General features: G+C 61.1%; 24 protein-coding genes. 7 read left to right on the plus strand and 17 right to left on the minus strand.

Annotated features, from left to right (window positions below):
- Positions 1-138 precede the first annotated feature (138 nt).
- Entirely contained in the window at positions 139-2,022 is a 1,884-nt protein-coding gene (locus JFT63_RS13185) for a DEAD/DEAH box helicase (RefSeq protein ID WP_198844124.1), read from the plus strand.
- 163 nt (positions 2,023-2,185) lie between these two features.
- On the opposite strand, the gene JFT63_RS13190 is transcribed toward JFT63_RS13185, so the two are convergent.
- Together JFT63_RS13190 and JFT63_RS13195 are read right to left on the minus strand one after the other, a co-directional pair.
- Entirely contained in the window at positions 2,186-2,785 is a 600-nt protein-coding gene (locus tag JFT63_RS13190) for a YceI family protein (protein ID WP_014720298.1), read from the minus strand.
- 32 nt (positions 2,786-2,817) lie between these two features.
- Positions 2,818-3,369, minus strand: coding sequence for a cytochrome b (locus tag JFT63_RS13195; RefSeq protein ID WP_056782984.1), 552 nt, complete (start codon positions 3,367-3,369; stop codon positions 2,818-2,820).
- A gap of 272 nt (positions 3,370-3,641) precedes the next feature.
- Between JFT63_RS13195 and JFT63_RS13200 the strand changes: the two genes are divergently transcribed.
- On the plus strand, positions 3,642-5,048 hold the full coding sequence (locus JFT63_RS13200; protein WP_057702148.1) for an adenosylmethionine--8-amino-7-oxononanoate transaminase: 1,407 nt from the start codon (positions 3,642-3,644) through the stop codon (positions 5,046-5,048).
- Positions 5,049-5,182: 134 nt separating this feature from the next.
- Positions 5,183-5,902, plus strand: coding sequence for a 16S rRNA (uracil(1498)-N(3))-methyltransferase (locus tag JFT63_RS13205; RefSeq protein WP_198844125.1), 720 nt, complete (start codon positions 5,183-5,185; stop codon positions 5,900-5,902).
- A 643-nt stretch (positions 5,903-6,545) separates the two neighbouring features.
- Here JFT63_RS13205 and JFT63_RS13210 read toward each other — a convergent pair.
- The 4 genes from JFT63_RS13210 to JFT63_RS13225 form a co-directional block, all read right to left on the minus strand.
- Positions 6,546-7,448, minus strand: a complete 903-nt coding sequence (locus JFT63_RS13210) for a transporter substrate-binding domain-containing protein (RefSeq protein ID WP_057702146.1) — start codon at positions 7,446-7,448, stop codon at positions 6,546-6,548.
- A gap of 25 nt (positions 7,449-7,473) precedes the next feature.
- Complete coding sequence (locus tag JFT63_RS13215; RefSeq protein ID WP_057702145.1) at positions 7,474-7,824, minus strand: RidA family protein; 351 nt, start codon at positions 7,822-7,824, stop codon at positions 7,474-7,476.
- Positions 7,825-7,834: 10 nt separating this feature from the next.
- A complete protein-coding gene (locus JFT63_RS13220) occupies positions 7,835-9,076 on the minus strand; it encodes a D-amino acid dehydrogenase (RefSeq protein WP_198844126.1) in 1,242 nt (413 codons plus the stop codon).
- A gap of 120 nt (positions 9,077-9,196) precedes the next feature.
- The gene (locus JFT63_RS13225; protein ID WP_198706652.1) at positions 9,197-10,438 is read right to left on the minus strand and encodes a D-amino acid dehydrogenase; all 1,242 of its coding nucleotides are present in this window, start codon (positions 10,436-10,438) and stop codon (positions 9,197-9,199) included.
- 104 nt (positions 10,439-10,542) lie between these two features.
- On the opposite strand from JFT63_RS13225, the gene JFT63_RS13230 reads away from it, so the two are divergent.
- Positions 10,543-11,466: a LysR family transcriptional regulator gene (locus tag JFT63_RS13230; RefSeq protein ID WP_198706653.1), complete on the plus strand. Its 924-nt coding sequence runs from the start codon at positions 10,543-10,545 to the stop codon at positions 11,464-11,466.
- Here JFT63_RS13230 and trhA read toward each other — a convergent pair.
- The gene (trhA, locus tag JFT63_RS13235; RefSeq protein WP_020301905.1) at positions 11,447-12,064 is read right to left on the minus strand and encodes a PAQR family membrane homeostasis protein TrhA; all 618 of its coding nucleotides are present in this window, start codon (positions 12,062-12,064) and stop codon (positions 11,447-11,449) included. The genes JFT63_RS13230 and trhA overlap by 20 nt on opposite strands.
- 144 nt (positions 12,065-12,208) lie before the next feature.
- Here trhA and JFT63_RS13240 point away from each other — a divergent pair, with 144 nt between their 5' ends.
- Positions 12,209-13,123 (plus strand): LysR family transcriptional regulator, encoded by a 915-nt coding sequence (locus tag JFT63_RS13240; protein WP_198844127.1) that lies wholly within the window; start codon positions 12,209-12,211, stop codon positions 13,121-13,123.
- A gap of 111 nt (positions 13,124-13,234) precedes the next feature.
- On the opposite strand, the gene madM is transcribed toward JFT63_RS13240, so the two are convergent.
- The 10 genes from madM to JFT63_RS13290 form a co-directional block, all read right to left on the minus strand.
- The gene (gene madM / locus JFT63_RS13245) at positions 13,235-13,999 is read right to left on the minus strand and encodes a malonate transporter subunit MadM (RefSeq protein WP_057702298.1); all 765 of its coding nucleotides are present in this window, start codon (positions 13,997-13,999) and stop codon (positions 13,235-13,237) included.
- A gap of 5 nt (positions 14,000-14,004) precedes the next feature.
- On the minus strand, positions 14,005-14,397 hold the full coding sequence (gene madL / locus JFT63_RS13250; RefSeq protein ID WP_057976496.1) for a malonate transporter subunit MadL: 393 nt from the start codon (positions 14,395-14,397) through the stop codon (positions 14,005-14,007).
- Between the two features lie 67 nt (positions 14,398-14,464).
- Positions 14,465-15,364 (minus strand): malonate decarboxylase subunit epsilon, encoded by a 900-nt coding sequence (gene mdcH / locus JFT63_RS13255; protein ID WP_186563342.1) that lies wholly within the window; start codon positions 15,362-15,364, stop codon positions 14,465-14,467.
- Entirely contained in the window at positions 15,361-15,957 is a 597-nt protein-coding gene (locus JFT63_RS13260; RefSeq protein ID WP_198844128.1) for a malonate decarboxylase holo-ACP synthase, read from the minus strand. Before JFT63_RS13260 ends, mdcH begins: the two co-directional genes overlap by 4 nt.
- Entirely contained in the window at positions 15,951-16,721 is a 771-nt protein-coding gene (mdcE, locus tag JFT63_RS13265) for a biotin-independent malonate decarboxylase subunit gamma (protein WP_198844129.1), read from the minus strand. The genes JFT63_RS13260 and mdcE overlap by 7 nt, the downstream gene beginning before the upstream one ends.
- Positions 16,718-17,560: a biotin-independent malonate decarboxylase subunit beta gene (locus JFT63_RS13270; protein WP_198844130.1), complete on the minus strand. Its 843-nt coding sequence runs from the start codon at positions 17,558-17,560 to the stop codon at positions 16,718-16,720. Before JFT63_RS13270 ends, mdcE begins: the two co-directional genes overlap by 4 nt.
- On the minus strand, positions 17,553-17,852 hold the full coding sequence (locus JFT63_RS13275) for a malonate decarboxylase subunit delta (RefSeq protein ID WP_057014150.1): 300 nt from the start codon (positions 17,850-17,852) through the stop codon (positions 17,553-17,555). Before JFT63_RS13275 ends, JFT63_RS13270 begins: the two co-directional genes overlap by 8 nt.
- The gene (locus tag JFT63_RS13280; RefSeq protein WP_198844131.1) at positions 17,852-18,685 is read right to left on the minus strand and encodes a triphosphoribosyl-dephospho-CoA synthase; all 834 of its coding nucleotides are present in this window, start codon (positions 18,683-18,685) and stop codon (positions 17,852-17,854) included. Before JFT63_RS13280 ends, JFT63_RS13275 begins: the two co-directional genes overlap by 1 nt.
- On the minus strand, positions 18,686-20,356 hold the full coding sequence (mdcA, locus tag JFT63_RS13285; RefSeq protein WP_186563352.1) for a malonate decarboxylase subunit alpha: 1,671 nt from the start codon (positions 20,354-20,356) through the stop codon (positions 18,686-18,688). It abuts the gene before it with no gap.
- A gap of 266 nt (positions 20,357-20,622) precedes the next feature.
- On the minus strand, positions 20,623-20,862 hold the full coding sequence (locus JFT63_RS13290) for a DUF6124 family protein (RefSeq protein WP_057702132.1): 240 nt from the start codon (positions 20,860-20,862) through the stop codon (positions 20,623-20,625).
- Positions 20,863-21,372: 510 nt separating this feature from the next.
- Between JFT63_RS13290 and JFT63_RS13295 the strand changes: the two genes are divergently transcribed.
- Positions 21,373-21,651, plus strand: a complete 279-nt coding sequence (locus tag JFT63_RS13295) for a type II toxin-antitoxin system RelE/ParE family toxin (RefSeq protein ID WP_043046259.1) — start codon at positions 21,373-21,375, stop codon at positions 21,649-21,651.
- Between the two features lie 14 nt (positions 21,652-21,665).
- Positions 21,666-21,953 (plus strand): HigA family addiction module antitoxin, encoded by a 288-nt coding sequence (locus JFT63_RS13300; RefSeq protein ID WP_080888978.1) that lies wholly within the window; start codon positions 21,666-21,668, stop codon positions 21,951-21,953.
- Positions 21,954-21,974 lie beyond the last annotated feature (21 nt).

Here is a 21,974-nt window from a genome sequence, read left to right on the forward strand (position 1 = left end):
CAGCTTTGCAGCCCGCGCGAGCCGATGGAGTGCCCGCCAGACACAGCAGGACCGGACGGGATTGCGCTCCCCTAAGCGCCATTCACGCCCGGCAAGATTATCCCTTTGGGCCAAGCCCTAACTAAAACAGGATTACTCATGTCCTTTGCTTCCCTCGGTCTCTCCGAGGCTTTAGTCCGCGCCATCGAGGCAGCGGGCTATACCGAGCCTACTCCGGTGCAACAGCGGGCCATTCCCGCCGTGTTGCAAGGTCGCGACCTGATGGTCGCGGCTCAGACAGGTACTGGTAAAACCGGTGGTTTCGCCCTCCCGATTCTGGAGCGGTTGTTTCCCAACGGTCACCCGGACAAATCCCAGCGTCACGGCCCGCGCCAACCGCGTGTACTGGTCCTGACCCCAACCCGCGAACTCGCCGCCCAAGTGCACGACAGCTTCAAGCTGTATGCCCGCGACCTGAAGTTCGTCAGCGCCTGCATCTTCGGCGGCGTCGGCATGAACCCACAGGTTCAGGCCATGTCCCGTGGCGTTGACGTACTGGTCGCCTGCCCGGGTCGTTTGCTCGACCTGTGCGGCCAGGGCAGCGTCGATTTGTCCCACGTGGAAATCCTCGTGCTGGACGAAGCCGACCGTATGCTCGACATGGGCTTTGTCCATGACGTGAAAAAGGTCCTCGCGCGCCTGCCGGCCAAACGTCAGAACCTGCTGTTTTCGGCAACGTTCTCCCAGGACATCACCGCCCTGGCCGGCAAGCTGCTGCACAACCCGGAGCGCATCGAAGTCACGCCACCGAACACCACGGTCGAGCGTATCGAGCAACGCGTATTCCGCCTGGCCGCCAGCCACAAGCGCTCGCTGCTGGCGCACCTGATCACCCACGGCGCGTGGGAACAGGTGCTGGTGTTCACCCGTACCAAGCACGGCGCCAACCGCCTGGCCGAGTACCTGGACAAGCACGGCCTCACCGCCGTCGCCATCCACGGCAACAAGAGCCAGAACGCGCGCACCAAAGCCCTGGCCGACTTCAAGGCCGGCACTGTGCGCATCCTGGTCGCCACCGATATCGCCGCCCGCGGCCTGGATATCGACCAATTGCCACACGTGGTCAACTTCGAGCTGCCGAACGTCGATGAAGACTACGTGCACCGTATCGGCCGTACTGGCCGTGCCGGTCGTTCGGGCGAGGCCATTTCCCTGGTCGCCCCGGACGAAGAAAAACTGCTGAAAAGCATCGAGCGCATGACCAAGCAGAAAATCGCCGACGGCGACCTGATGGGCTTCGATGCCAGCGCCGTGGAGGCCGAAAAGCCTGAAGCGCGCGAGCGTCCGGATGTGCGTAACCCGCGCAACCCACGCGGTCCGAAGGGCGATGGCCCGAACGGCGGCGGTGGTGGCGGTGGTCGTCGCGACAAAGGCAAGGACAAGGGCAAGGAAAAGTCCGCCACCAGCAGCCGTGGCGAACGCCCGGCCCGCGAGCAAAAGCCACGTGAAGGCACCCCGGCCCGCGAACAGCGCCAGCCGAGCCAGCCGCCACGCGCCGCTGCCGACCGCGCCCCGGACGAGTTCCTCGACGATGATGTGGATAACTTCGGTAACCGCGTCGACTACGTGCCCCAGGCCAAACCGGCCCAGGGCCGTGGCCGTCGTCCAGGTGCCCCGGCACAGGGCGCCGGTGCGGGTGCTCCTCGTGGTGGACAGCCACAGGGTGGCCGTCAAAACGGCCCGCGCAACAGCAGCGGCAGCACCACCGGTACTCCGCCTGCCAAGCGCAACGGCCCGCGCAACGGTGCACCGCGTGACGGCCAGGCCCGTCGCGAGGACTCGCGCAGCAACAACCGCCGCCCGGCCCGTGACGACCAGCCACGTTTGTCCGAGCCCGCAGTGCAAAACCCGCGTGGTGGCCCCGCGCCGAAGATCATCCACAAGGAGTCGAAAGCGGATCGCTTCCCGACACCTGAGCAGTTGGACCAACTGCCAGGCCGCCCTCGTGGTGAGAAACCAGCGCTGCTGACTCGCAACCGCTAGTTTTAAACCAAAAAAGCCCCGCATCGAAAGATGCGGGGCTTTTTTATTTAAAGCTGTAGGAGCGAGCTTGCTCGCGAAGGTCGTCAACGATAACGCTGGCAGCCTGAAAAAACGCGGTGTCTCTACGTTTTTCGCGAGCAAGCTCGCTCCTACATACGAAGCATTACTTCGCCTTAACACCTTCAAAGGTGATGTAGAGCTGAACATTGTCAGACTGTGGACCTACGTCCATACCGTCTTTGTTGAACTCCTTGCGGCTGATGTTGGTGGTGCCTTCAAAACCGGCACGGTAGCCGCCCCATGGATCCTTGCCTTCGCCCAGGAACGTGGCTTTAACCAGGATCGGCTTGGTCACACCGTGGAAGGTCAGGTCGCCGGTCACGTCAGCGGTCAGCTTGCCATCAGCATTTTTGCCAGTTGGCTTGACGCTGGTGGAGACAAACTTGGCATCCGGGAATTTGCCCGACTCCAGGAAATCCTTGCTGTTGACGTGCTTGTCACGCTCGGCGTGGTTGGAGAACACGCTGGCAGTACGCACGTTAACTTCGATCTTGGCGTCTTCCGGCTTGGCCGCATCAAAGCTGAACTTGCCGTCCAGGTCCTTGAAGGTACCGGTAATGTAGCTGTAGCCCAGGTGGCTGATTTTGAAATCGACGAAGGCGTGCTGGCCTTCCTTGTCGATCACGTAGTCAGCGGCCATCGCCGAACCTGCGGACAGCAGTGCAGAACCGATTGCCAGCGCAGCGAGTGTTTTTTTCAACATGCTTTCTATTCCTTGTGAGTCGAGGTTGAACATCAGGCTTTGCGCCCCAGCATTCGTGTCAGGGTCGCATCACGATCGATAAAGTGGTGTTTCAACGCAGCCACGCCATGCAAACCGGCGAAGACCACCAACACCCAGGCCAGGTATAAATGCACCCAACCGGCGGTGTCTGCCTGGTCCGGTAGACCGGAAACCAAGGCAGGAATTTCAAACAGACCAAAGACCGGGATACCGACACCGTCTGCGGTGGAAATCAGGTAACCGGCAATCATCACGGCAAACAGCCCGAGATACAGGAAAGCATGTCCAAATGCAGCACCGATCCGCGTCATACGGCTATAGCTGGCCAGCGGTGGCGGCGGCGGGCTGACCAGGCGCCAGACAATACGTACCAGCATGATGGCGAACAGCGTAATGCCAATGCTCTTGTGCAGGTCGGGTGCATCTTTACGCCAGGCGCTGTAATAGTCGAGGCCGACCATCCACAAGCCCAAGGCGAATAAACCGAACACCACCAGAGCTACGCCCCAGTGCAAAACCATGCTGACCCAACCATAGCGGGCCGGCGAATTGCGTAGCTGCATGTACTTAATCCCGTAAGAACTGTGCCCAAGACTAGCGCTTTACCTATCGAATTAAAGCGGAAAATTTTGCTTTGAAATATCGAGAAATACGATAAAGAGGCTATGCATCATAAATTAACAAGGGATTAAGACTATTCCCAAGAAACGTGACAGACCGTCCTGCATTTACCGCGAATTTGCCCACAATGGCTTGTGACCCAAGTCACCATTGCATAGGCTTGCGCGATTGTTTCGCCTGCGCCGATCGCAGGACCGCTTCGAGGAGATCACCGATGGGCTTGAATAACCAGTGGATGCAACGCGATCTCGCGGTGCTGTGGCATCCCTGCACCCAGATGAAAGACCACCAGCAACTGCCGCTGATCCCGATCAAGCGCGGTGAAGGCGTATGGCTGGAAGACTTCGAAGGCAAGCGCTACCTCGACGCCGTCAGTTCCTGGTGGGTCAACGTGTTCGGCCACGCCAACCCGCGCATCAACCAGCGCATCAAGGACCAGGTCGATCAGCTTGAACACGTAATCCTCGCTGGTTTCAGCCATCAACCGGTGATCGAGTTGTCCGAACGCCTGGTGCAGATGACGCCTGAAGGTCTGACGCGCTGCTTCTACGCCGATAACGGCTCATCCTGTATCGAAGTCGCGTTGAAGATGAGCTTTCACTACTGGCTCAACCGCGGCCTGCCGAACAAGAAGCGCTTCGTCACCCTGACCAACAGCTACCATGGCGAAACCATCGCCGCGATGTCGGTGGGCGATGTGCCGCTGTTTACCGAGACCTACAAGGCGCTGCTGCTCGACACCATCAAGGTGCCAAGCCCCGATTGCTACCTGCGCCCCGAAGGCATGAGCTGGGAAGAACATTCGCGCAACATGTTCCTGGCCATGGAACAGACCCTGGCCGACCACCACGACAGCGTTGCCGCCGTGATTGTCGAGCCACTGATCCAGGGCGCCGGTGGCATGAGGATGTACCACCCGGTGTACCTCAAGCTGCTGCGCGAAGCCTGCGACCGCTACGGCGTGCACCTGATCCACGACGAAATCGCCGTGGGCTTCGGCCGCACCGGCAGCATGTTCGCCTGTGAACAAGCCGGCATTCGCCCGGACTTCCTGTGCCTGTCCAAGGCCCTCACCGGCGGCTACTTGCCGCTGGCCGCCGTAGTCACCACCGACGATGTCTACGACGCGTTCTACGATGACTACCCTACCCTGCGCGCCTTCCTGCACTCCCACAGTTACACTGGCAATCCGTTGGCGTGCGCGGCGGCGTTGGCAACCCTGGATATTTTCGAAGAAGACAACGTCATCGAAAACAACAAGGCCCTGGCCCAGCGCATGGCCACCGCCACCGCGCACCTGGTGGACCATCCTCACGTGTCGGAAGTGCGCCAGACCGGCATGGTGCTGGCCATCGAGATGGTGCAGGACAAAGCCACCAAGGCCGCCTATCCGTGGCAGGAACGCCGTGGCCTGAAGGTCTTCGAGCACGCGCTGGAGCGCGGTGCGCTGCTGCGGCCATTGGGCAGCGTGGTGTATTTCCTGCCGCCTTATGTGATTACCCCCGAGCAGATCGACTTTCTGGCCGAAGTCGCCAGCGAGGGGATCGATATCGCCACCAACAGCAAGGTCAGTGTGGCGGTGCCGAAAGATTTCCATCCAGGCTTCCGTGATCCGGGTTGATTGCCTAAATCCTTGTACGAGCGAGCTTGCTCGCGAAGGCATTCCAGGCGCGCCGCTGCGTCGGATGTACGTTTTTCGCGAGCAAGAACCAGGCGTCCCCCTCGCTCCTACATAAACCTCTTCAGAGAACAGAAATGAGACTGTCCCGCTTTTTCACCGACACCCCGCTGAGTCTCGGTGACCACGAACTGCCCGAAGCCCAGGCGCATTACATCAGCCGTGTGTTGCGCATGGGTGAAGGCGATGCCGTGCAACTGTTCGACGGCTCTGGCCAGGAGTTTAGTGGCACGCTGCTGGACGTCGGTAAAAAGCGCGTCACCGTGCAACTGACGCAAAGCTTTGCCGGCCAGGCCGAATCGCCGCTGCACATCCACCTGGGCCAAGGTCTGTCCCGGGGTGAACGCATGGATTGGGCGATCCAGAAAGCCACTGAGCTGGGCGTCAATGCAATCACGCCGATCTTCAGCGAGCGCTGCGAAGTACGCCTCAAGGACGAACGCGCCGACAAACGCCTGCTGCACTGGCGCCAGGTAGCTATCAGTGCATGTGAGCAATGTGGGCGTTCGACGGTGCCGGTGATTCACCCACCGCTATTGCTGGCAGACTGGTTCAAGCAAACCGAGGCAGATTTGAAGCTGGTGTTGCACCCGGTGGCAGAGCCGATGATCAGCCACGCCAAGCCATCCAGCCTGGCGTTCTTGATCGGCCCCGAAGGGGGGCTCACCGATAATGAAGTCGAGACCGCCCAAGACGCCGGCTACCACGCCGCTCGCCTCGGCCCGCGGGTGTTGCGTACCGAGACCGCCCCCGTCGTCGCACTATCCGTCGCCCAACAACTCTGGGGCGACTTCTAAACCTAATCAAATGTGGGAGCTGGCTTGCCTGCGATAGCCATAGGTATCTACACAAACCACGATGCGAAGCGAGCCGCTCTTGATCTGCTTTTGATCTTGATCTTAGGCGCCCCGTCAAACCACGCTGGCCGGAATTCGCCAGGGATTTGGGCGGCTAAACCGGCAGGGATGCCGGTTTAGCCGCCCCGCGCCATGGATGGCGCGTGGCGGCGCCCCCCCAAATCCATGGCGGATTACGGGCACACCGAGCCTAAGCGAGGTACCGAGTGGTGGGGCAAGAGCCCTTTGGTTACTTTGGGCTGGGCCGGCATTCCGGCTCTTTTCCAAAGTGACCCGCTGTCAGAGCGGAACCCTAAGTGGCCGTTACCGCAGGAATGGATATGTACACGGTCCAACTGTGTTGACTGTCAGGCCGTCTTCGCAGGCAAGCCAGCTCCCACATTGGATCGCGGGGCATCAGTTATATCTGTGTCGGCTGCCAGGCCGTCACGGGAGCAAGCTCCCTCGCCACAGATTTAGCGTCGCGCCGAAGTTGTGTAGATACCCATGCTGCGATAGCGGTGGTTCAGGCAGTTAATCTACAACTGACAGACCGCTATCGCAGGCAAGCCAGCTCCCACAGTTTTATCGGGTTGCTCCAAACTTACTCCACCGGGTCACTCACCGGCTGGGCGATGATCGCTTTCAACTCGCGGGTCATCGGGAATTCCAGGTTCAAGCCCTTCGGCGGGATCGGCTGTTCAAACCAGCGCTGGTAAATCCCGTTGATCTCACCTGAGCGGTACAGATCGCCCAAAGTCTCGTTGACCACTGCAAGAAACTGCGGATCATCCTTGCGCACCATGCAACTGTAGATCTCTCGCGATTGCTCCTCGCCCACCACCACCCAATGATGCGGGTCCCTGGCCTTGGCCCGCTCGCCGTAGAGCAACGCGTCGTCCATATAGAACGCTACGGCCCGGCCAGTCTCAAGCATCTTGAACGCTTCGCCATGGTCCTTGGCACTGATCACGAACATATTGGCTTTGTGTTCAGCGTTATAACTTTTGAGGAAGCGCTCATTGGTGGTGCCGGCAGTGGTCACCACATTCTTGCCCGCAAGGTCGGTAAAGCCTTTGATCCCGCTGTCCTTGGCCGTCAGCAACTGGCCTTTTACGTAGATAAACCCGTAGGAGAACGCCACTTGCTTCTGCCGCTCAGCCGTCACGCCGGTGGAGCCGCACTCCAGATCGACAGTGCCGTTCTGCACCAGTGGGATCCGGGTTTGGGACGTCACCAGGTTGTACTTCACCTTGAGGTCGCCCACTGAGGTTTTCTGCTGGATACGCTCGACAATTTTGTTTGCCAGGTCCACCGAGTAGCCCATCGGTTTACCACTGCTATCCCCCACGTAGGAAAACGGCACCGACGCATCGCGGTAACCCAGGGTGATGGACTTGGCGCTGGCGATCTTGCTCAAGGTGCCCTCCAGCGGCGCTTCGGTTGCATGCGCCTGCGCGCCCCACAAAAGGCCCAGGGTGCAGCCCGTCAACAGGATCTTTTTCATTGTTATTCTCCGTTGGTCTTTGAGGTTATTTACGTACTGCAATCACGCTGATTTCCACCAGCACACTCGGTCGCGCCAGCTCTGCTTGCAAGGTAGTGCGCGTGGGCGCCATGCCTGGCGAGAGCCACTCGGACCAGACATCATTCATCGGTGCAAAACCGGCACCGATGTCCTTCAGGTAAATCGTGGCGTTGAGTAAGTGATCCTTATCACTGCCCGCCTCAGCCAACAGTGCGTCAATCCTGGCCAGTACTTCCCGGGTTTGGGTGGCCACATCCAGGCCCTCGCCCGGCACCTGGCCCGACAGAAACACCAGTTCCTTGAAGGTTACGGCGCCACTGAGTCGCTCATTGCTGTTGATTCGGGTAATGGTCATGGCTGCATCCTCAAGCGGAGCGGGGCGTCAGGCCCTGCATATCAATGGAAGGGGTGCGCTGGTCGATCAGCTCGGCCAGCAGTTGGCCGCTGCCGCAGGCCAAGGTAAAGCCAAGGGCACCGTGCCCCAGGTTCAGCCACAGGTTGCGATAGCCACTGGCACCAATCAGCGGCACGCCCGTTGGCGTGGCCGGGCGCATGCCAGCCCATTCGAACGCGTTCTGGTAGTCGCCAGCCAGAGGAAACGTCTCTACGGCGTGGCGTTTAATCAGTGCCAGTCGCGAAGGCTCAAGGCCAGTATCGAACCCCACGATATCCACCATCGCCGCAACTCGAAGTTGCTCACCCAGGCGCGCGTAGACGATCTTGCGGTCGTAGTCGGTGATGCTTACGCTCGGCGCCTTGTGATGCGCGCCAATCGGTATGCTCAAGCTGTAGCCCTTGAGTGGATACACAGGCACCGACAACCCCGGCAGTGCCAACTCAGCACTGCGATAACCCGCAGCGAGTACCAACTGCTCGACCGGCATCACCTCGTCACCCAACTCAACGGCTTGTACCGCACCGCCAGCGTGGCGCAACCCGGTGACCTTGCGCCCCAGCAAAAACCTGCAACGCCCCGACGCCTGAAGGCGGGCCGCTAATTGCTGGCAAAAGGCGTGGCAATCGCCCACCTCTTCGTTCGGCGTATAGATGCCACCGGCAAAGCCACCGTTCGCCAATGCAGGCTCCAGGCGGGCGCATTCAACGGGCGACAGCACCTGTTGCTGCAGGAAACTTGTCACCTTGCGACGAGCCTGTTCGAAGGTGCTGGCGCTGCGGAACATGACCAGCTTGCCGTTGCGCCGCCAGTCGAAGCCGTCCAGTCGATCAGCCTCGCGCCACTGCTGCAACGTGCTCTGGCTCAGGGTTGCCAGGCGCAGAAGATGGGCACCGTTACGCCTGTTGACCGAACTCCGGCACGCGCCGATAAAGGCCGCCATCCAGCGCCACTGCTGTGGGTCGAGCCGGGGACGCAGCTTCAAGGGCGAGTCACCGCGCAACAGCCAGCCTATCGCCTGCAGCGGCACGCCGGCATCAGCCAGCGGAGCGACATACCGATAGGACAACTGCCCGCCATTGGCGAAGCTGGTCTCACTGCCCAGACGGTCGCGCGCATCGATTACCGTCACTTCATGGCCGGCTCGAACCAGTGCGTAAGCACTCGCCAATCCGATGACACCGCCGCCAATGATGCAAACCTGCCTGGCCATCCCAGCCCCCAGCCGTTGATTAAGAGGTCTCAGCGTAGGGGCATCGGGCAGGCAGCCGAAAATGAATAAAGAGGAGCAGCACATAACCAAAGGTTATAGGCTAGCGTTCAGGCAGGCAGGTCATGCCACTTTGGGAAGAAACGCCCGTGTGTCGATAGACGTTGATTGTGCGTCAATCATCTCGGCCAATACATGTCCACTGCCACACGCGAGGGTGAACCCCAGGGCACCATGGCCAAGGTTGAGCCAAAGATTGCGATAGGCCGTGGCGCCAATCAGCGGTAGACCCGAGGGGGTAGCCGGGCGCATACCCGCCCATTCAACAGCGGCGTCATAGTTCCCGGCCATAGGAAAAGTCTGGCGGGCCAGGCGTTTTATGACTGCCAGGCGCTTGGGCTCCGGAGCACTGTTGAACCCGACGATGTCGACCATTGCCGCGATGCGCAATTGCTCACCGATACGGGCATAGACGGTACGGCGGTCATAGTCGGTAACATTGATGTTCAACGCCGTATGCTGGTCGTCAATCGGCACGGTAAGGCTATAGCCTTTGAGCGGGTACAACGGCAAATTCAGGGCCGGCAAGCACAGGCTGTGGCTGTTATATCCGGCGGCCAGTACCAGGTTATCCACCGGCAGCACTTCATCCTGGAACTCCAGAGCCACCACCGAACCAAAGGCCTCGTGAATCTTCAATACCTTGCGTCCCAGCAAGAACCGGCATCGCCCGGAGGCTTGCAGATGATCGGTCAGGCGCTGGCAAAACCCGTGGCAATCAGCGGCTTCTTCGGTAGGGTTGTAAATGCCACCGATGAACGTGCCCGGGCTCAATGAGGGCTCCAACCGCCGACAGTCCTCGGCCGACAACACTTGCTGCTGTAAAGGGTCGCTCAACTTACGGCGGGCCTGGGCAAAACTCTCGGAGGAGCGAAAGGTCAGCAGCTTGCCGTTACGCTGCCAGTTGAATCCTTCGAGCTTGTCCTCATGGCGCCAGCTCTCCAGCGTCTGCTGGCTCAGCGCCGCCAAGCGCAGGAGATGTTGAGAATTGGTGTGATTGACCGATGAACGACAAGCGCCCAGGAAAGATGCCAGCCAGCGCCACTGCAGCGGGTCCATGCGCGGCCTGAGTTTAACCGGCAGCTCGCCCCGCAGTAGCCAACCGAGCGCCTTGAGTGGCATGCCGGCATCCGCCAGTGGCGTGACATACCGATAGGAAAGCTGGCCGCCGTTGGCGAAGCTGGTGGCGCTACCCAGGGTTTTCTGCCCCTCGACCAGCGTCACATCCATCCCCGCACGTACCAGAGCGTATGCGCTTGTCAGACCAATGACGCCCCCACCGATGATACAAACCTGCTTTGCCAAAGTGTCACCTCACACGTCACGAAACTAAATCGAGACTAAGGGGGAGTGACAACGCTTGCACAATGAATAAAAGTAGGCCGTTTATAAACCAAGGTTATGGCTTTATGCGTCTACGTCATATCGAAATCTTCCAGGCGATCCGACAGACCGGCTCCGTCAGTGGAGCCGCGCAGTTGCTGCACGTGTCGCAACCGGCGGTGACCAAAGTGCTGCAGCACGCCGAAATGCAGCTGGGTTTTCCCTTGTTCTTGCGGGTTCGCGGCAAATTGCAACCCACGCCGGAAGCTCTGGCGCTGGAAGGCGAGGTCGAGAAAGTCACCGAGAGCTTGCAAGGCGTAAGGCGCCTGGCCAGAAGCTTGCGCCGCGAACCTGGGCAAAGCATACGCATTGGTGCGATCCCGGCACTGGCACTATCACTGCTGCCACCGGCGATTCTGGAGTGGACCCGCGACTATCCGAACATGACCTGCGAGCTATCCAGCGACCATAGCAGCGAACTGGTGCAAAAGCTGTTGGTGCGCGAAATCGACCTGGCTCTGACCCTCAACTTCTCCGGCCATCCAGGGTTGACCTCCCAAGTGCTGGCGAACGGCGCATTGGTCGCGCTGGCCTCCAAGGGGGTCTGGCACGACACCGAGTTGAACCAGCCGTTGCCCTTGGCAAACCTGGCAGGAGCGCCGTTGATTGGCCTTTCCAGCGCCGATCCGTTGGCGGCAAAACTTGCCGGTTACCTGGAAAATGTCGAGCCCGCACCTCGGGTAACGATCTCCGTCCAGACTTACTCCCTGGCCCGCGCGATGGTGGAATCCGGTGCCGGCCTCGCCGTGATTGATCCTTTTACGGCCCTAGGCGCCTCAACGGCCACCACCTGTATCCGCCCATTCACCCCGCCGCTGCCCATCACCTTGTACGCCCTGACCCGCGCCGGTGCGCCACCGCCGCATATGTTCGCTCACCTGCTGCAAATTTTCGGCACCCGGGCGCGTGAGTTGCTGGACCTTCCGCAGCTCAAAGCACGTAATGCATGATCGCCACAAAATGCAGGAGGCTGCCGCCAATCACAAACAAATGCCAGATGCCATGGGAATGACGCAGGCGATCTTCCAGGGCAAAAAAGATGATGCCCACGGTGTACAACACCCCACCCGCGGCCAACCAGATAAACCCTGCGGTGCCCAGCGCCGCGATCAGCGGCTTGACCGCCACCAGCACGATCCAGCCCATTACCGCGTAGATCACGATGGACAGAATCCGCGCCTCCGAGCGCGGCTTGATCTCTTGCAGGATGCCAATCACCGCCAGCCCCCACACGATCCCGAACAGCGTCCAGCCCCACGGCCCGCGCAGGCTTACCAGGCAGAACGGTGTGTAGCTGCCGGCGATCAACAGGTAGATCGAGAAGTGATCGACCTTCTGCATGATCTCTTTTCGCCGCCCCCGCACGCTGTGGTACACCGTCGACGCGCTGTACAGCACCATCAGGGTAAAGCCATAAATCGCCACGCTGACGATCTTCCAGGGGCTGCCGTCCAGGCTCGCCACCACCAACATCCACACGGCGCCAATACACGCCGCGACTGCACCGAGCAAATGGCTCCAGGCGTTGAACCGTTCCCCGTGATACATCTATCGTTGACCTCCCCTCACCGTTGACGACTGTCGGCAAGCCTCCAGCCTTGCGCATCAGAGTGCAAGTGGCGTGTGACGTTCCAGCGACGAGGGCCGCGTTTGCAGGCACAATCGAGCGCAATCGAACAAGAGCCCACGGCCATGCTGATCGACGAAGAGTTCACCCTCAAGAAGCTGGAAATCTTCCTGGCGTTCATGCGCACCGGCAACCTGGCCCGCGCCGCCGCCGAGCTGCAAACCAGCAACGTCAGCGTGCACCGCGCCATCCATTCCCTGGAAAATGCCCTGCGCTGCCCGCTGTTCAAACACGAGGGGCGCAACCTCACCCCGCTGGAAAGCGCCTATGTGCTCGAAGAACGTGCGCAAAAACTGATAGCCGATGTGGTCGAGGGGGTGCGCCTGACCCGCGAAGCCGCCGGCTTCTGCGCCGAACGTTTCAAGCTCGGCTCGCTGTACTCGCTGACGGTCAAGACCGTGCCGCAACTGATCATGGGCCTGAAGATCCGCCGCAGCGAGCTGAATATCGACCTGATCCTGGGCTCCAATTTCGACCTGTTCTACAAGCTCAAGAACATGGAGGTGGATGCGATCCTCATCTCCCTCGACGACCACACCCATGATCCGGACTGCGAGCAGATCCCGCTGTTCAGCGATGACATCTTCCTTGCCACGCCGGCCGACTCCCCCCTGGACCGCGATCAGGAAATCGACCTGGCCGATGTACGGGATGCCACCTTTATCACCCTCACCCAGGGCTTCGCCACCCATCAGGACGGCAACCGGGTGTTCAAGCAGGCGGGGTTCGAACCGAAGGTGGCGATGCAGGTAAACGACATCTTCACCTTGCTGAGCATGGTCAGCTCGGGGGTGGGTTATGCACTGCTGCCGGGACGAATTGCAGCGGTGTATGAGAACCGCGTGAAGCTGATACCGCTGCAACCCAGGTACAGGTTGCAGCAGCAGATCGGCGTGGTGTTTTTGAAAGCCAAGGAGCGCGACCCGAACCTGCTGGCGTTGTTGGCGGAGTGTCGGATGTATGCCAATCGCCAGGCTTGAGAATGCCATCGGGGGCAAGCCCCCTCCCACACTTGGAATGTGTTCACCGATCAAAATGTGGGAGGGGGCTTGCCCCCGATAGCGCCCGTCCAGACACTGGAAATCCCCAGGTCAGCCCACCAACCCCCTCATCACCAGAAACAACAACGACGGCCCCAACAAGCACCCCAGCGCCGTATAAAACGCCGCGGTCAAACACCCATAAGGCACCAGCTTCGGATCGGTCGCGGCCAACCCGCCCGCCACGCCGCTGGAGGTACCCATCAAGCCACCGAAGATCACCGCGCTACGGGGATTGTTCAGCCCGATCAGCGGGGCCACGAACGGTGTCATGACCATCACCAGTATGGCCTTGATCAATCCTGCGGCGATGGACAGCGCCATCACCTCGGAGCTGGCCCCAATCGCCGCGCCGGTCACCGGGCCGACGATATAGGTCACGGCCCCGGCGCCGATGGTGGTGAGGCTCACCGCATCGGTATACCCGAACGCCATCGCCACCCCGACCCCGGCAACGAACGACGAGCCCACGCCGACAAACAGCGCCAGCACACCCACGAAGCCGGCGCGTTTGAGCTCATCGACACTCACGCCAAACGCCGTGGCGACAATGGCAAAGTCGCGCAACATCGCCCCGCCCAGCAGGCCGATGCCCGACAACAGTGGAATATCCACCACGCCCTTGGAACCACCGGTAAACGCACCACCCACATACGACAGCGCCAACCCCAGCAGAATGGCAATGGCCGAACCATGCAGGCGGCCCTTGGTGAAGGTATCGGAGATCCAATAAGACACCCACATGGTCAGGCCGATCACGGCGAAACCACTGATCAAGCCGTAGCCGGTGATCACTTTCATCATCGATTCGTACATGGCGATTACCCCGCTTCTTTAGTGGGAGCAACCGCAACCGGCTCGCGGTTACCGATACGCACCAGCACGGGCACCAGGGCAAAGCCAAGCACCACGGCGAGGGTCCCGGCCAGAATCGCCATAGGCCCACCGCTGATGGCGCCATACACGTTTTGCTGGGCGGCCATCGCCACCACAATTGGGATATAGATCGCAGCCCAGAAGCTCACGCCCTGCTCTGACTTGCCGGTAAACAGGCCGCGTTTGCTCAGGTAGCTGCCCAGGCCGATCAACAGCAGCATGGCGATACCCACCCCGCCGACGTTGGCCGGGATACCCAGCAGCTTGCCCAGCAACTCACCCACAAACAGCCCTGCCAACGTGCAGAACGCCAAAAAAGCCACACCGTAGATAATCATGGTTGTTGTCCTCAAAGTGCTCGTTCGAAATTGTTGTTTTTGTGCTTCGAAAGCCTTGGGTACTGCGTTATCGGTGGCGGCGTTCCTCCTCTTGCAGCAGGGCCTGCAAGGTGTCCAGGCGGGCGCCTTCGCAGGCGATCACCGTGCCTTGTTCGAATACGCGGCGTGACAGACCGGTAAGCACCGCGCCCGGAGGCAGTTCGATCTGCAGCCGCACACCGCGCTCGTAGGCGCTTTGCACAGTGCCACGCCAATCGACGACGCGGCACATGTTGAAGGCCAGGTCATCGCGCAGTTGCTCGGGGCTGTAAACAGGTCGCGCGCGCGTGCTGCTCAGGTAGGTGATACGCGGCGCCTTGAGGGGGCCGAACGCTTGGGCCAGCACCTGGGCCGGCGCCTCCAGCAGCGCACAGTGGGACGGCACGCTCACGGCCAGACGCCTGGCGATGCCATTGCCCTTGATGCGCTCGGCGACACGCTGCATCGCCTCATTGCTGCCGGCGATCACGGTCTGATTGTCGGCGTTGATATTGGCCAGATACACCGGCGCTTCAGCGCTGTGGATAGTGGCCAGCAGGGCTTCGACCGTGGATAAATCGGGGCCAATCAGGGCAGTCATGCCGTAGCCCTGTGGATAAGCCTGTTGCATCAGCTCACCACGCAGGCTGACCAGTTTTACCGCGTCAGCGAAGTCCAGGGCACCGGCGATGACCGCCGCCGGGTAGGCACCGATGGACAGGCCCGCCACGTAATCCGGCGCACGCTCCAACAACCGTGCATGGGCCACACCGGCGATCAACAGGCACAGCTGAACAGCGCGAGTCGACGCCAGGGCCTGCGCCGAATCAAGCTGGCGCACATCCTCGCCCAGCGCATCGCTGGCCTGCTCCAGCACCTCTGTGGGCAATGCCTGGAGCATCCCCGGCCGTTGCGCGCCCTGGCCCGGAAACACCAACAGGCTGCTCATGCCACGGCCTGCCAGGGGTCGAGTACAAGGTGCGCGCCGCCAGCGGTTTTCAGCAGTACGCGGCGTGAGCCTGAGGCCCATTCGCGCAGGGCAACAGCACCAAACGGAGTTTGCAGTTGCAGGTCCACAGGGCATGGCGCGGTGTCCAGTATCGCCAACAACGCGCAGGCCGCGTTACGGTCCAGCGGCTCGGGGGTGCGCAGAATCAAATCCAGGTCACTCAAGGCATGCAACGCTTCGATGCCGCTGGCCAATTCAAATCCGGCGCTGCCGCTGACGCCCCAGTCTGCGTGCGCCAACAGCGGCCGCAGTTGATCCAGCGCCCGCAGCGCCGGTAAATCCCGTGCTGAACTCACCCCCCGCAAGGCTTCGGGTGCCACGCGCCGTTGCACGGCAAGCACGGGCATCTGCGCCGCAAACCGTTGCTCACGCAAACGCCCGCGCACCCCGACCGCCACCTGGCCAGGCTCGGCCATGGCGCGTCGCACCACCACCGGATGCCCCGCGCTGATGGCGTCCAGCACCCAGGCAGGCGCTTGCGTAGGCAGGTGCGCCGGGGTCATGCCCCAAAGCAAATCGTGGGCGTTCACCATTGCTCCCGCAGCAGCTGGCGCACCTGGCTGGAGGCAGCCCGGTTGGTCGCGCCGAGGCGTGAGCTCAAGTCGGTACTGCCGATATCCTTGACTGCCTGCACCAGGCAATCGCTGACCCGTGCCACGTCATCTGGCGTGGGCTGTTCAATATCGGTGACTGACAACGTCTCCCACAGCAACCCCAGGCTGGCATAGCTGTCAATGTCATAGGCCATCGGCGGCACGCTGGCGGCCAAGGCTTCCAATTCTTCGACGCTGCGCAACGTCACCCGTGCGGCCGAGGCTTTGCCCATGGCATGCACCATCACGCCAGGATCACGCAAGGCAATCAAGCGATTGGCCTGGTAACCGTGAGCCAGAAACGCACCGGACATGGCCTTGCCCACCAGCAGCGCAATCACCGGGTGGCCGGCCAGACGTGCGCGTGCATAGCTGTCGGCCGCAGCGGCCAGGGCTTGATGGATGCCGAGGGCTTCTTCGCGACGGCCATAGGCTTGGCTGGGCACGTCGACGATGGCGATGAGGGGGCGTTTGTCGCCCCGGGCAATGGCGTCGTCCACAGCCTTGGCCAGGCCCCAGCCTTCCAGCAGGCCGACTTCGCCGTTGCGTGCGCGAGGGAAGCGGTTGTGTGGGTCGGTGACCACGGCGATAAAGCGTACCGCCTGTTCACCCACTACGCCGTCTGCCACTTTCAGCGAATCGGGCAAGCCTTGCACGGGCGTTGCGTTGGCGCTCAATGCGTTGAACCACTGCAACCCTCTCATGAGCGTTCTCCCTGATACAGCGCGCGTACCGTCGCCGGTTCTATCTGCGCCGTGGCGTCGAGTTTGGCCAGGCGCGCCAGGTAAAAATCAGCATGGCGACTGCGTTGTTGTTCGGGCGTGCCGTGTTGCAACAGCGCGCTGACGGTTTGCTGGATCTGCGCCACATCGTCGGCCACATAACGGTCGGCCAACCCACTGCTGAAACGTTGTTCACCGCCGGTGAGGCTCCAGATAAACGGGCGGTCGCGGGAGTCATATTCTTCCAACCCGGCTTCCTGCTCGATCACCTGCGGGCCGTTCAGCCCCAGGCGCGCTTCGCGAGTGACCACCAGATAGCTGCACAGCCCGGCCGCGATGGACATGCCCCCAAAGCAACCGACACTGCCCGCCACCACACCGACCACCGGCTGGTACTGACGCAGGTCGACAATCGCCGCGTGAATATCGGCAATCGCGGCCAGGCCGAGGTTGGCTTCCTGCAAGCGCACGCCACCGGTTTCCAGCAGCAGCACGGCGCGGGTCGGGATGCCGTTGCGGTTATCCTCGGCGGCCAGTTCCAGGGCTCCGGCGATCTTCGCACCGCCGACTTCACCGAGGCTGCCGCCCTGGAAGTTTCCTTCGATGGCGGCAATCACCACCGGTAGACCGGCGATACTGCCTTTGGCGATGACCACGCCGTCATCCGCCTGGGGCACTACGCCCTGACGGCTGAGCCACGGCGACATGACGCGCTGGAACGGGTCGATCAGTTCGCGAAAGGTGCCAGCATCCAGCAGCGCCTTGGCGCGCTGGCGTGCACCGAGTTCGACAAAGCTGTGTTTGGTGAGTAAATCAGTCATGGCCGATCTCCTCGAAGCCTTGCTCCAGGCGCAAACGCACCACGCCGGGGGTGGCACCGAAATCGTGGATATCGATCTTCAAGGCAGGCGGGGTCTGCTCCTGGAAGATGCGTTCAAACAGATGCTGCCACCGTTGCTGCGCGCCATTCACCGAGGTCTGCACCTGGATGGTCAGCGTTCCGGCGGTGCCCGGCTCCAGCAGCACTTCAAGGTCGCCGGAGCCAACACAACCCACCAGCGCACGGCCTTTTGGCGGCTGCCCGGCGGGGAATTCAAAGGATAAGGTTTCCATCACAACGCTCCGTCGAGGCGGTCGATAAACAGGCAAGCGGCCAGCAAGTCGGCGGCGCCACCGGGGGAGGCATTCAGCGCCAGCAGTTGCTGGTCCAGGGCGTGCAGTTGGCGGCGACCGGCGAGGGTTGCACTGCCGCCGGCATCAAGCACGGCCTGGGCGCCCTGTTGCATGGTGGCCAAGCCTTCGTAGCCTGCGCGGTAGAGCACGCAGGTGTCGGCCAACTCGGTCATGATCGCGAGCAAGGCATCCAGGCGGGCGTTTTGCTCACCGGCGTTTTGCTCGCGGCTTTTGTGCAGTTGCGGCAGGCCGCGTTGCGTCACCGAAGGGAAACCCAACTGCGCCTCTTCGCGAGCCCCCCGCGCTCCGTAGCGTTGCGCAACCTGTGCGCCATGGCTCAGCGGTTGCGGGGCGAAGCGGTCATCGAGCAGAGCCAGTTTGGCCGCGGTCTGGGCTATGGCGCGGGGTTGCAAGGCCGCTGCGGCAGTGAGCAAACCGAGCGCCCAGATCGCGCCACGATGGGTATTTACGCCGTGGGTGGTAACGAGCATCGCTTGCTCGCCTTCGCGGCCAATACGGCCGAGGGCTTCACGCAAGGGCACACCGACTTCACCGAATTCAAGGGCAGCCTCGGCCATTTCCTTGAACATCGGCCACAACGACAGCGCCGAGGCGTGCATCAGGCCCAGGTGCAAATCGCTGTGGGCGCCGTTGCCGCGCCGGTCTACCAGGGCGGGTTTGGGCGACAAATCCGCTTCATCGATCAGCGCCTCGACGGCCATATCCGCCAGACGATCGGCCAGGCTCAGTTCATGCTGTTTGAGCGCGCGCATTTACCAGCTCCTGAATTTGGCGGGCGGGTTGTACAGGCCACCAGACCACTCCACCAGGTCGGCCACACTCTTGGCCGCCAACAGTTCGCGAGTGGCATCGGTGCGACGGATACCCAAATCTTCGGGCAAGGCAATCAAGCCTTCGCGACGCATACGAGCGGTGTCCTTGGGGTTGTGGCGCATACCGATGGCGGTGACCCCGGCAACGGCAGCGATCATTGCCTGACGCTCTTCCAGGGAGCGCGCCTTGTACAGGTAAGCGATGCCTTCCTCGGTGAGCAAGTGGGTGACGTCGTCGCCGTAGATCATGATCGGCGCCAGGGGCATGCCGCTTTTGCGGGCCACTTCCACTGCGTCAAGGGTGTCGACAAAGGTCGGTTTGCCGCCTTCCTGGAAGGTCTCGACCATCTGCACCACGAGTTTTTTGCCGCGCTCAAGCAAGGCTTCGGGGGCATCGTCGTGGCGCATATCCAGCCAGGCCGGTGTGCCGTGCCGACGACCACGCGGGTCGTGGCCCATGTTCGGCGCGCCACCGAAACCGGCGAGGCGGCCACGGGTCACGGTGCTGGAATGCCCGTCGCCATCGACTTGCAGGGTGGCGCCGATAAACAGGTCCACCGCGTACTGGCCGGCCAGTTGGCAGAACATACGGTTGGAGCGCATCGAGCCGTCGCGGCCGGTGAAGAACACATCCGGGCGCGCAGCGATGTAGTTTTCCATGCCCAGTTCGGTGCCGAAGCAATGCACGCTTTCTACCCAACCGCTTTCAATCGCCGGGATCAATGTGGGGTGCGGGTTGAGGGTCCAGTTGCGGCAGATCTTGCCTTTGAGGCCCAGGGATTCGCCGTAGGTGGGCAGGATCAATTCGATGGCGGCGGTATTGAAGCCGATGCCATGGTTGAGCGACTGCACATTGTGTTTTTCGTAGATGCCACGGATCGCCATCATCGCCATCAGCACATGCACCGGCTTGATATGGCGCGGGTCGCGGGTGAACAGCGGTTCGATGTAGAACGGTTTGTCGGCTACCACCACAAAATCGACCCAGCTCGCGGGGATGTCCACGCGAGGCAAATCGGTGACGTCGTCCACCAACTGATTGACCTGCACGATGACGATGCCATCGCTGAACGCCGCGGGTTCGATCAGCGCCGGGGTGTCTTCGGTGCTGGCGCCGGTGTAGATATTGCCGGCGCGGTCGGCCATGAACCCGGCAGAGAGCACCACGTTGGGGATCAGGTCCACCACCAGCCGGGCATAAAGTTCGATGTAGGTGTGGATCGCGCCGATTTCCAGCAGGCCGTCTTCCAGCAATTGGCTGATGCGCAGGGATTGGGTGCCGGCGAATGAGAAATCCAGCTTGCGGGCGATGCCCTTTTCAAACAGGTCCAGGTGCTCGGCTCGGCCAACACTGGGCATGATCATGTGCAAATCGTGGAGCTTGGCCGGGTCGGCCTTGGCCAGGGAGCGCGAGAGGAAGTCGGCCTGCTTCTGGTTGTTGCCCTCCAGCACCACGCGGTCGCCGGGGAGGATCAAGGCTTCAAGGGCCTCGACGATCTTGTCACTGGGCAACACCGCCCCGTCTGCATACTGTTTGACCAGCCCGAGCCGCCGCTGCTTCTCGTCGCGCCGCCGCGTCCAGCGCGAGTCGGGGGTGATGGTTGTTGTCATGGTTGCTCCACGGGGGGTTGCTGTCGTGGGGCTTACCTTAGGAGTGAAGCGCAAGGGCATCAATCAAGCTGGAGGACGAACCGTTACGCCTGGAGTAACGAAGATCAAACTGTGGGAGCTGGCTTGCCTGCGATAGCGGTGGGTCAGCTGCAGAGATGTTGACTGACAGGCCGCCATCGCAGGCAAGCCAGCTCCCACATTGATCGGTGGTGTTGGTTAGATAGCAGTCCCAAAGAGGGAATGAACAGTCCCTTTTTGGGACCGTTTCAAGTTGCTGGCGATGGGCTGACTTGCTCCAGCGCTCTATCGACCAGCAACTGCCCCAACTCTGCCATTTGCTGAATCCCGAGCATGATGGCGCGCTGGGAAGTGTCCAGGTCGAAGGCCAGGTTGCAGGTGAGTGCGTTGAGGGAGGACAGGGTTTCGCTGGCGTTGACCAGTAGGGTTTCGGTGGTTTGGTGGGGGTTGACGGTGAAAAGGGGTGGATTGGGGGTAGGTTTGATCATGATTTACAGCTCCGATATGTGATGGAAGCTGCCCTCTTCCGCTTGCACGCGAATCAAGGTGGCAGCTGTGCGCAGGTGTGCAAGACCGGGCATATCGGACCCCGGCAGACTCCGAAGAGTCTCCCACGCACAGCCGCCATAACGAGTACAGCAGGCATAAAAAACGCCCGTTGAATGGCTATGGGCGTTGGTGCGCCGACATGTAACCGGACTTGCACGTCCGTGTCACCGTTTTTTGCGATGACGGGACGAAGACTAGGCGTGCGGACCTCTCACCACAAGTTCATGTACGGCCCAAAATCTTGCAGGAAAAATCCGAAGGCCCCACCCGCCCCCATCATTCCGATAGGCAGCAAAGAATGTTCCGACAGGCTTTTCAGGTTGTTGCTCGGAACTCGCCTCTCTAGCCTTTTCCATCCGAATCGTGCCACGGGCAGACATCATGAATCCGACCGTTAAACCCGATGCAAGGCCATTGCAGAGTGTGATGCATCACATCACAATCGTGCCATGATCGTTAGCTGGAAACATAAGGGACTCAGGGCCTTCTATGAGACCGGTTCAACCAAGGGCATCAACGCAAATCATGCAAAGCGCTTGCGCCGCGTTCTGCTCATTCTGGACAAAGCCGAGCACCCAGATGCACTGGACCTGCCCGGCTGGCGCTTCCATCGTTTGAAGGGCGACCTGCTCGACTACTGGTCCGTCAGCATAAGTGGTAACTGGCGCATCATTTTTCGGATGTTCGACGATCAGGTCGAACTGGTCGACTATCTTGACTACCACTGAGTAGAGGCATTGATATGGGTATGCACAACCCACCTCACCCAGGTGAAATTTTACTTGAGGACGTTATCCCAGCCTTGGGCATCACCATTACCGAGATGGCGCGACGTCTTGGCTTCGCCCGCGAGACTTTTTCAAGGATCCTGCATGGCCACGCCCCGGTCAGCCCGGACCTTGCCGTTCGGTTGGAACGGGCTGGCGTGAGTAAAGCCCAGTTATGGTTGTCGATGCAAAGTGCCTACGACTTATGGCAGGCCGAGCATCGGGAGCAACCGGTAATTGAGCGGTTTGCGCGGATTGATTGAGATCTTGGGTCAAGCACAATT

Source organism: Pseudomonas sp. MF7453, assembly GCF_016405455.1.
Lineage (GTDB): Bacteria > Pseudomonadota > Gammaproteobacteria > Pseudomonadales > Pseudomonadaceae > Aquipseudomonas > Aquipseudomonas paralactis.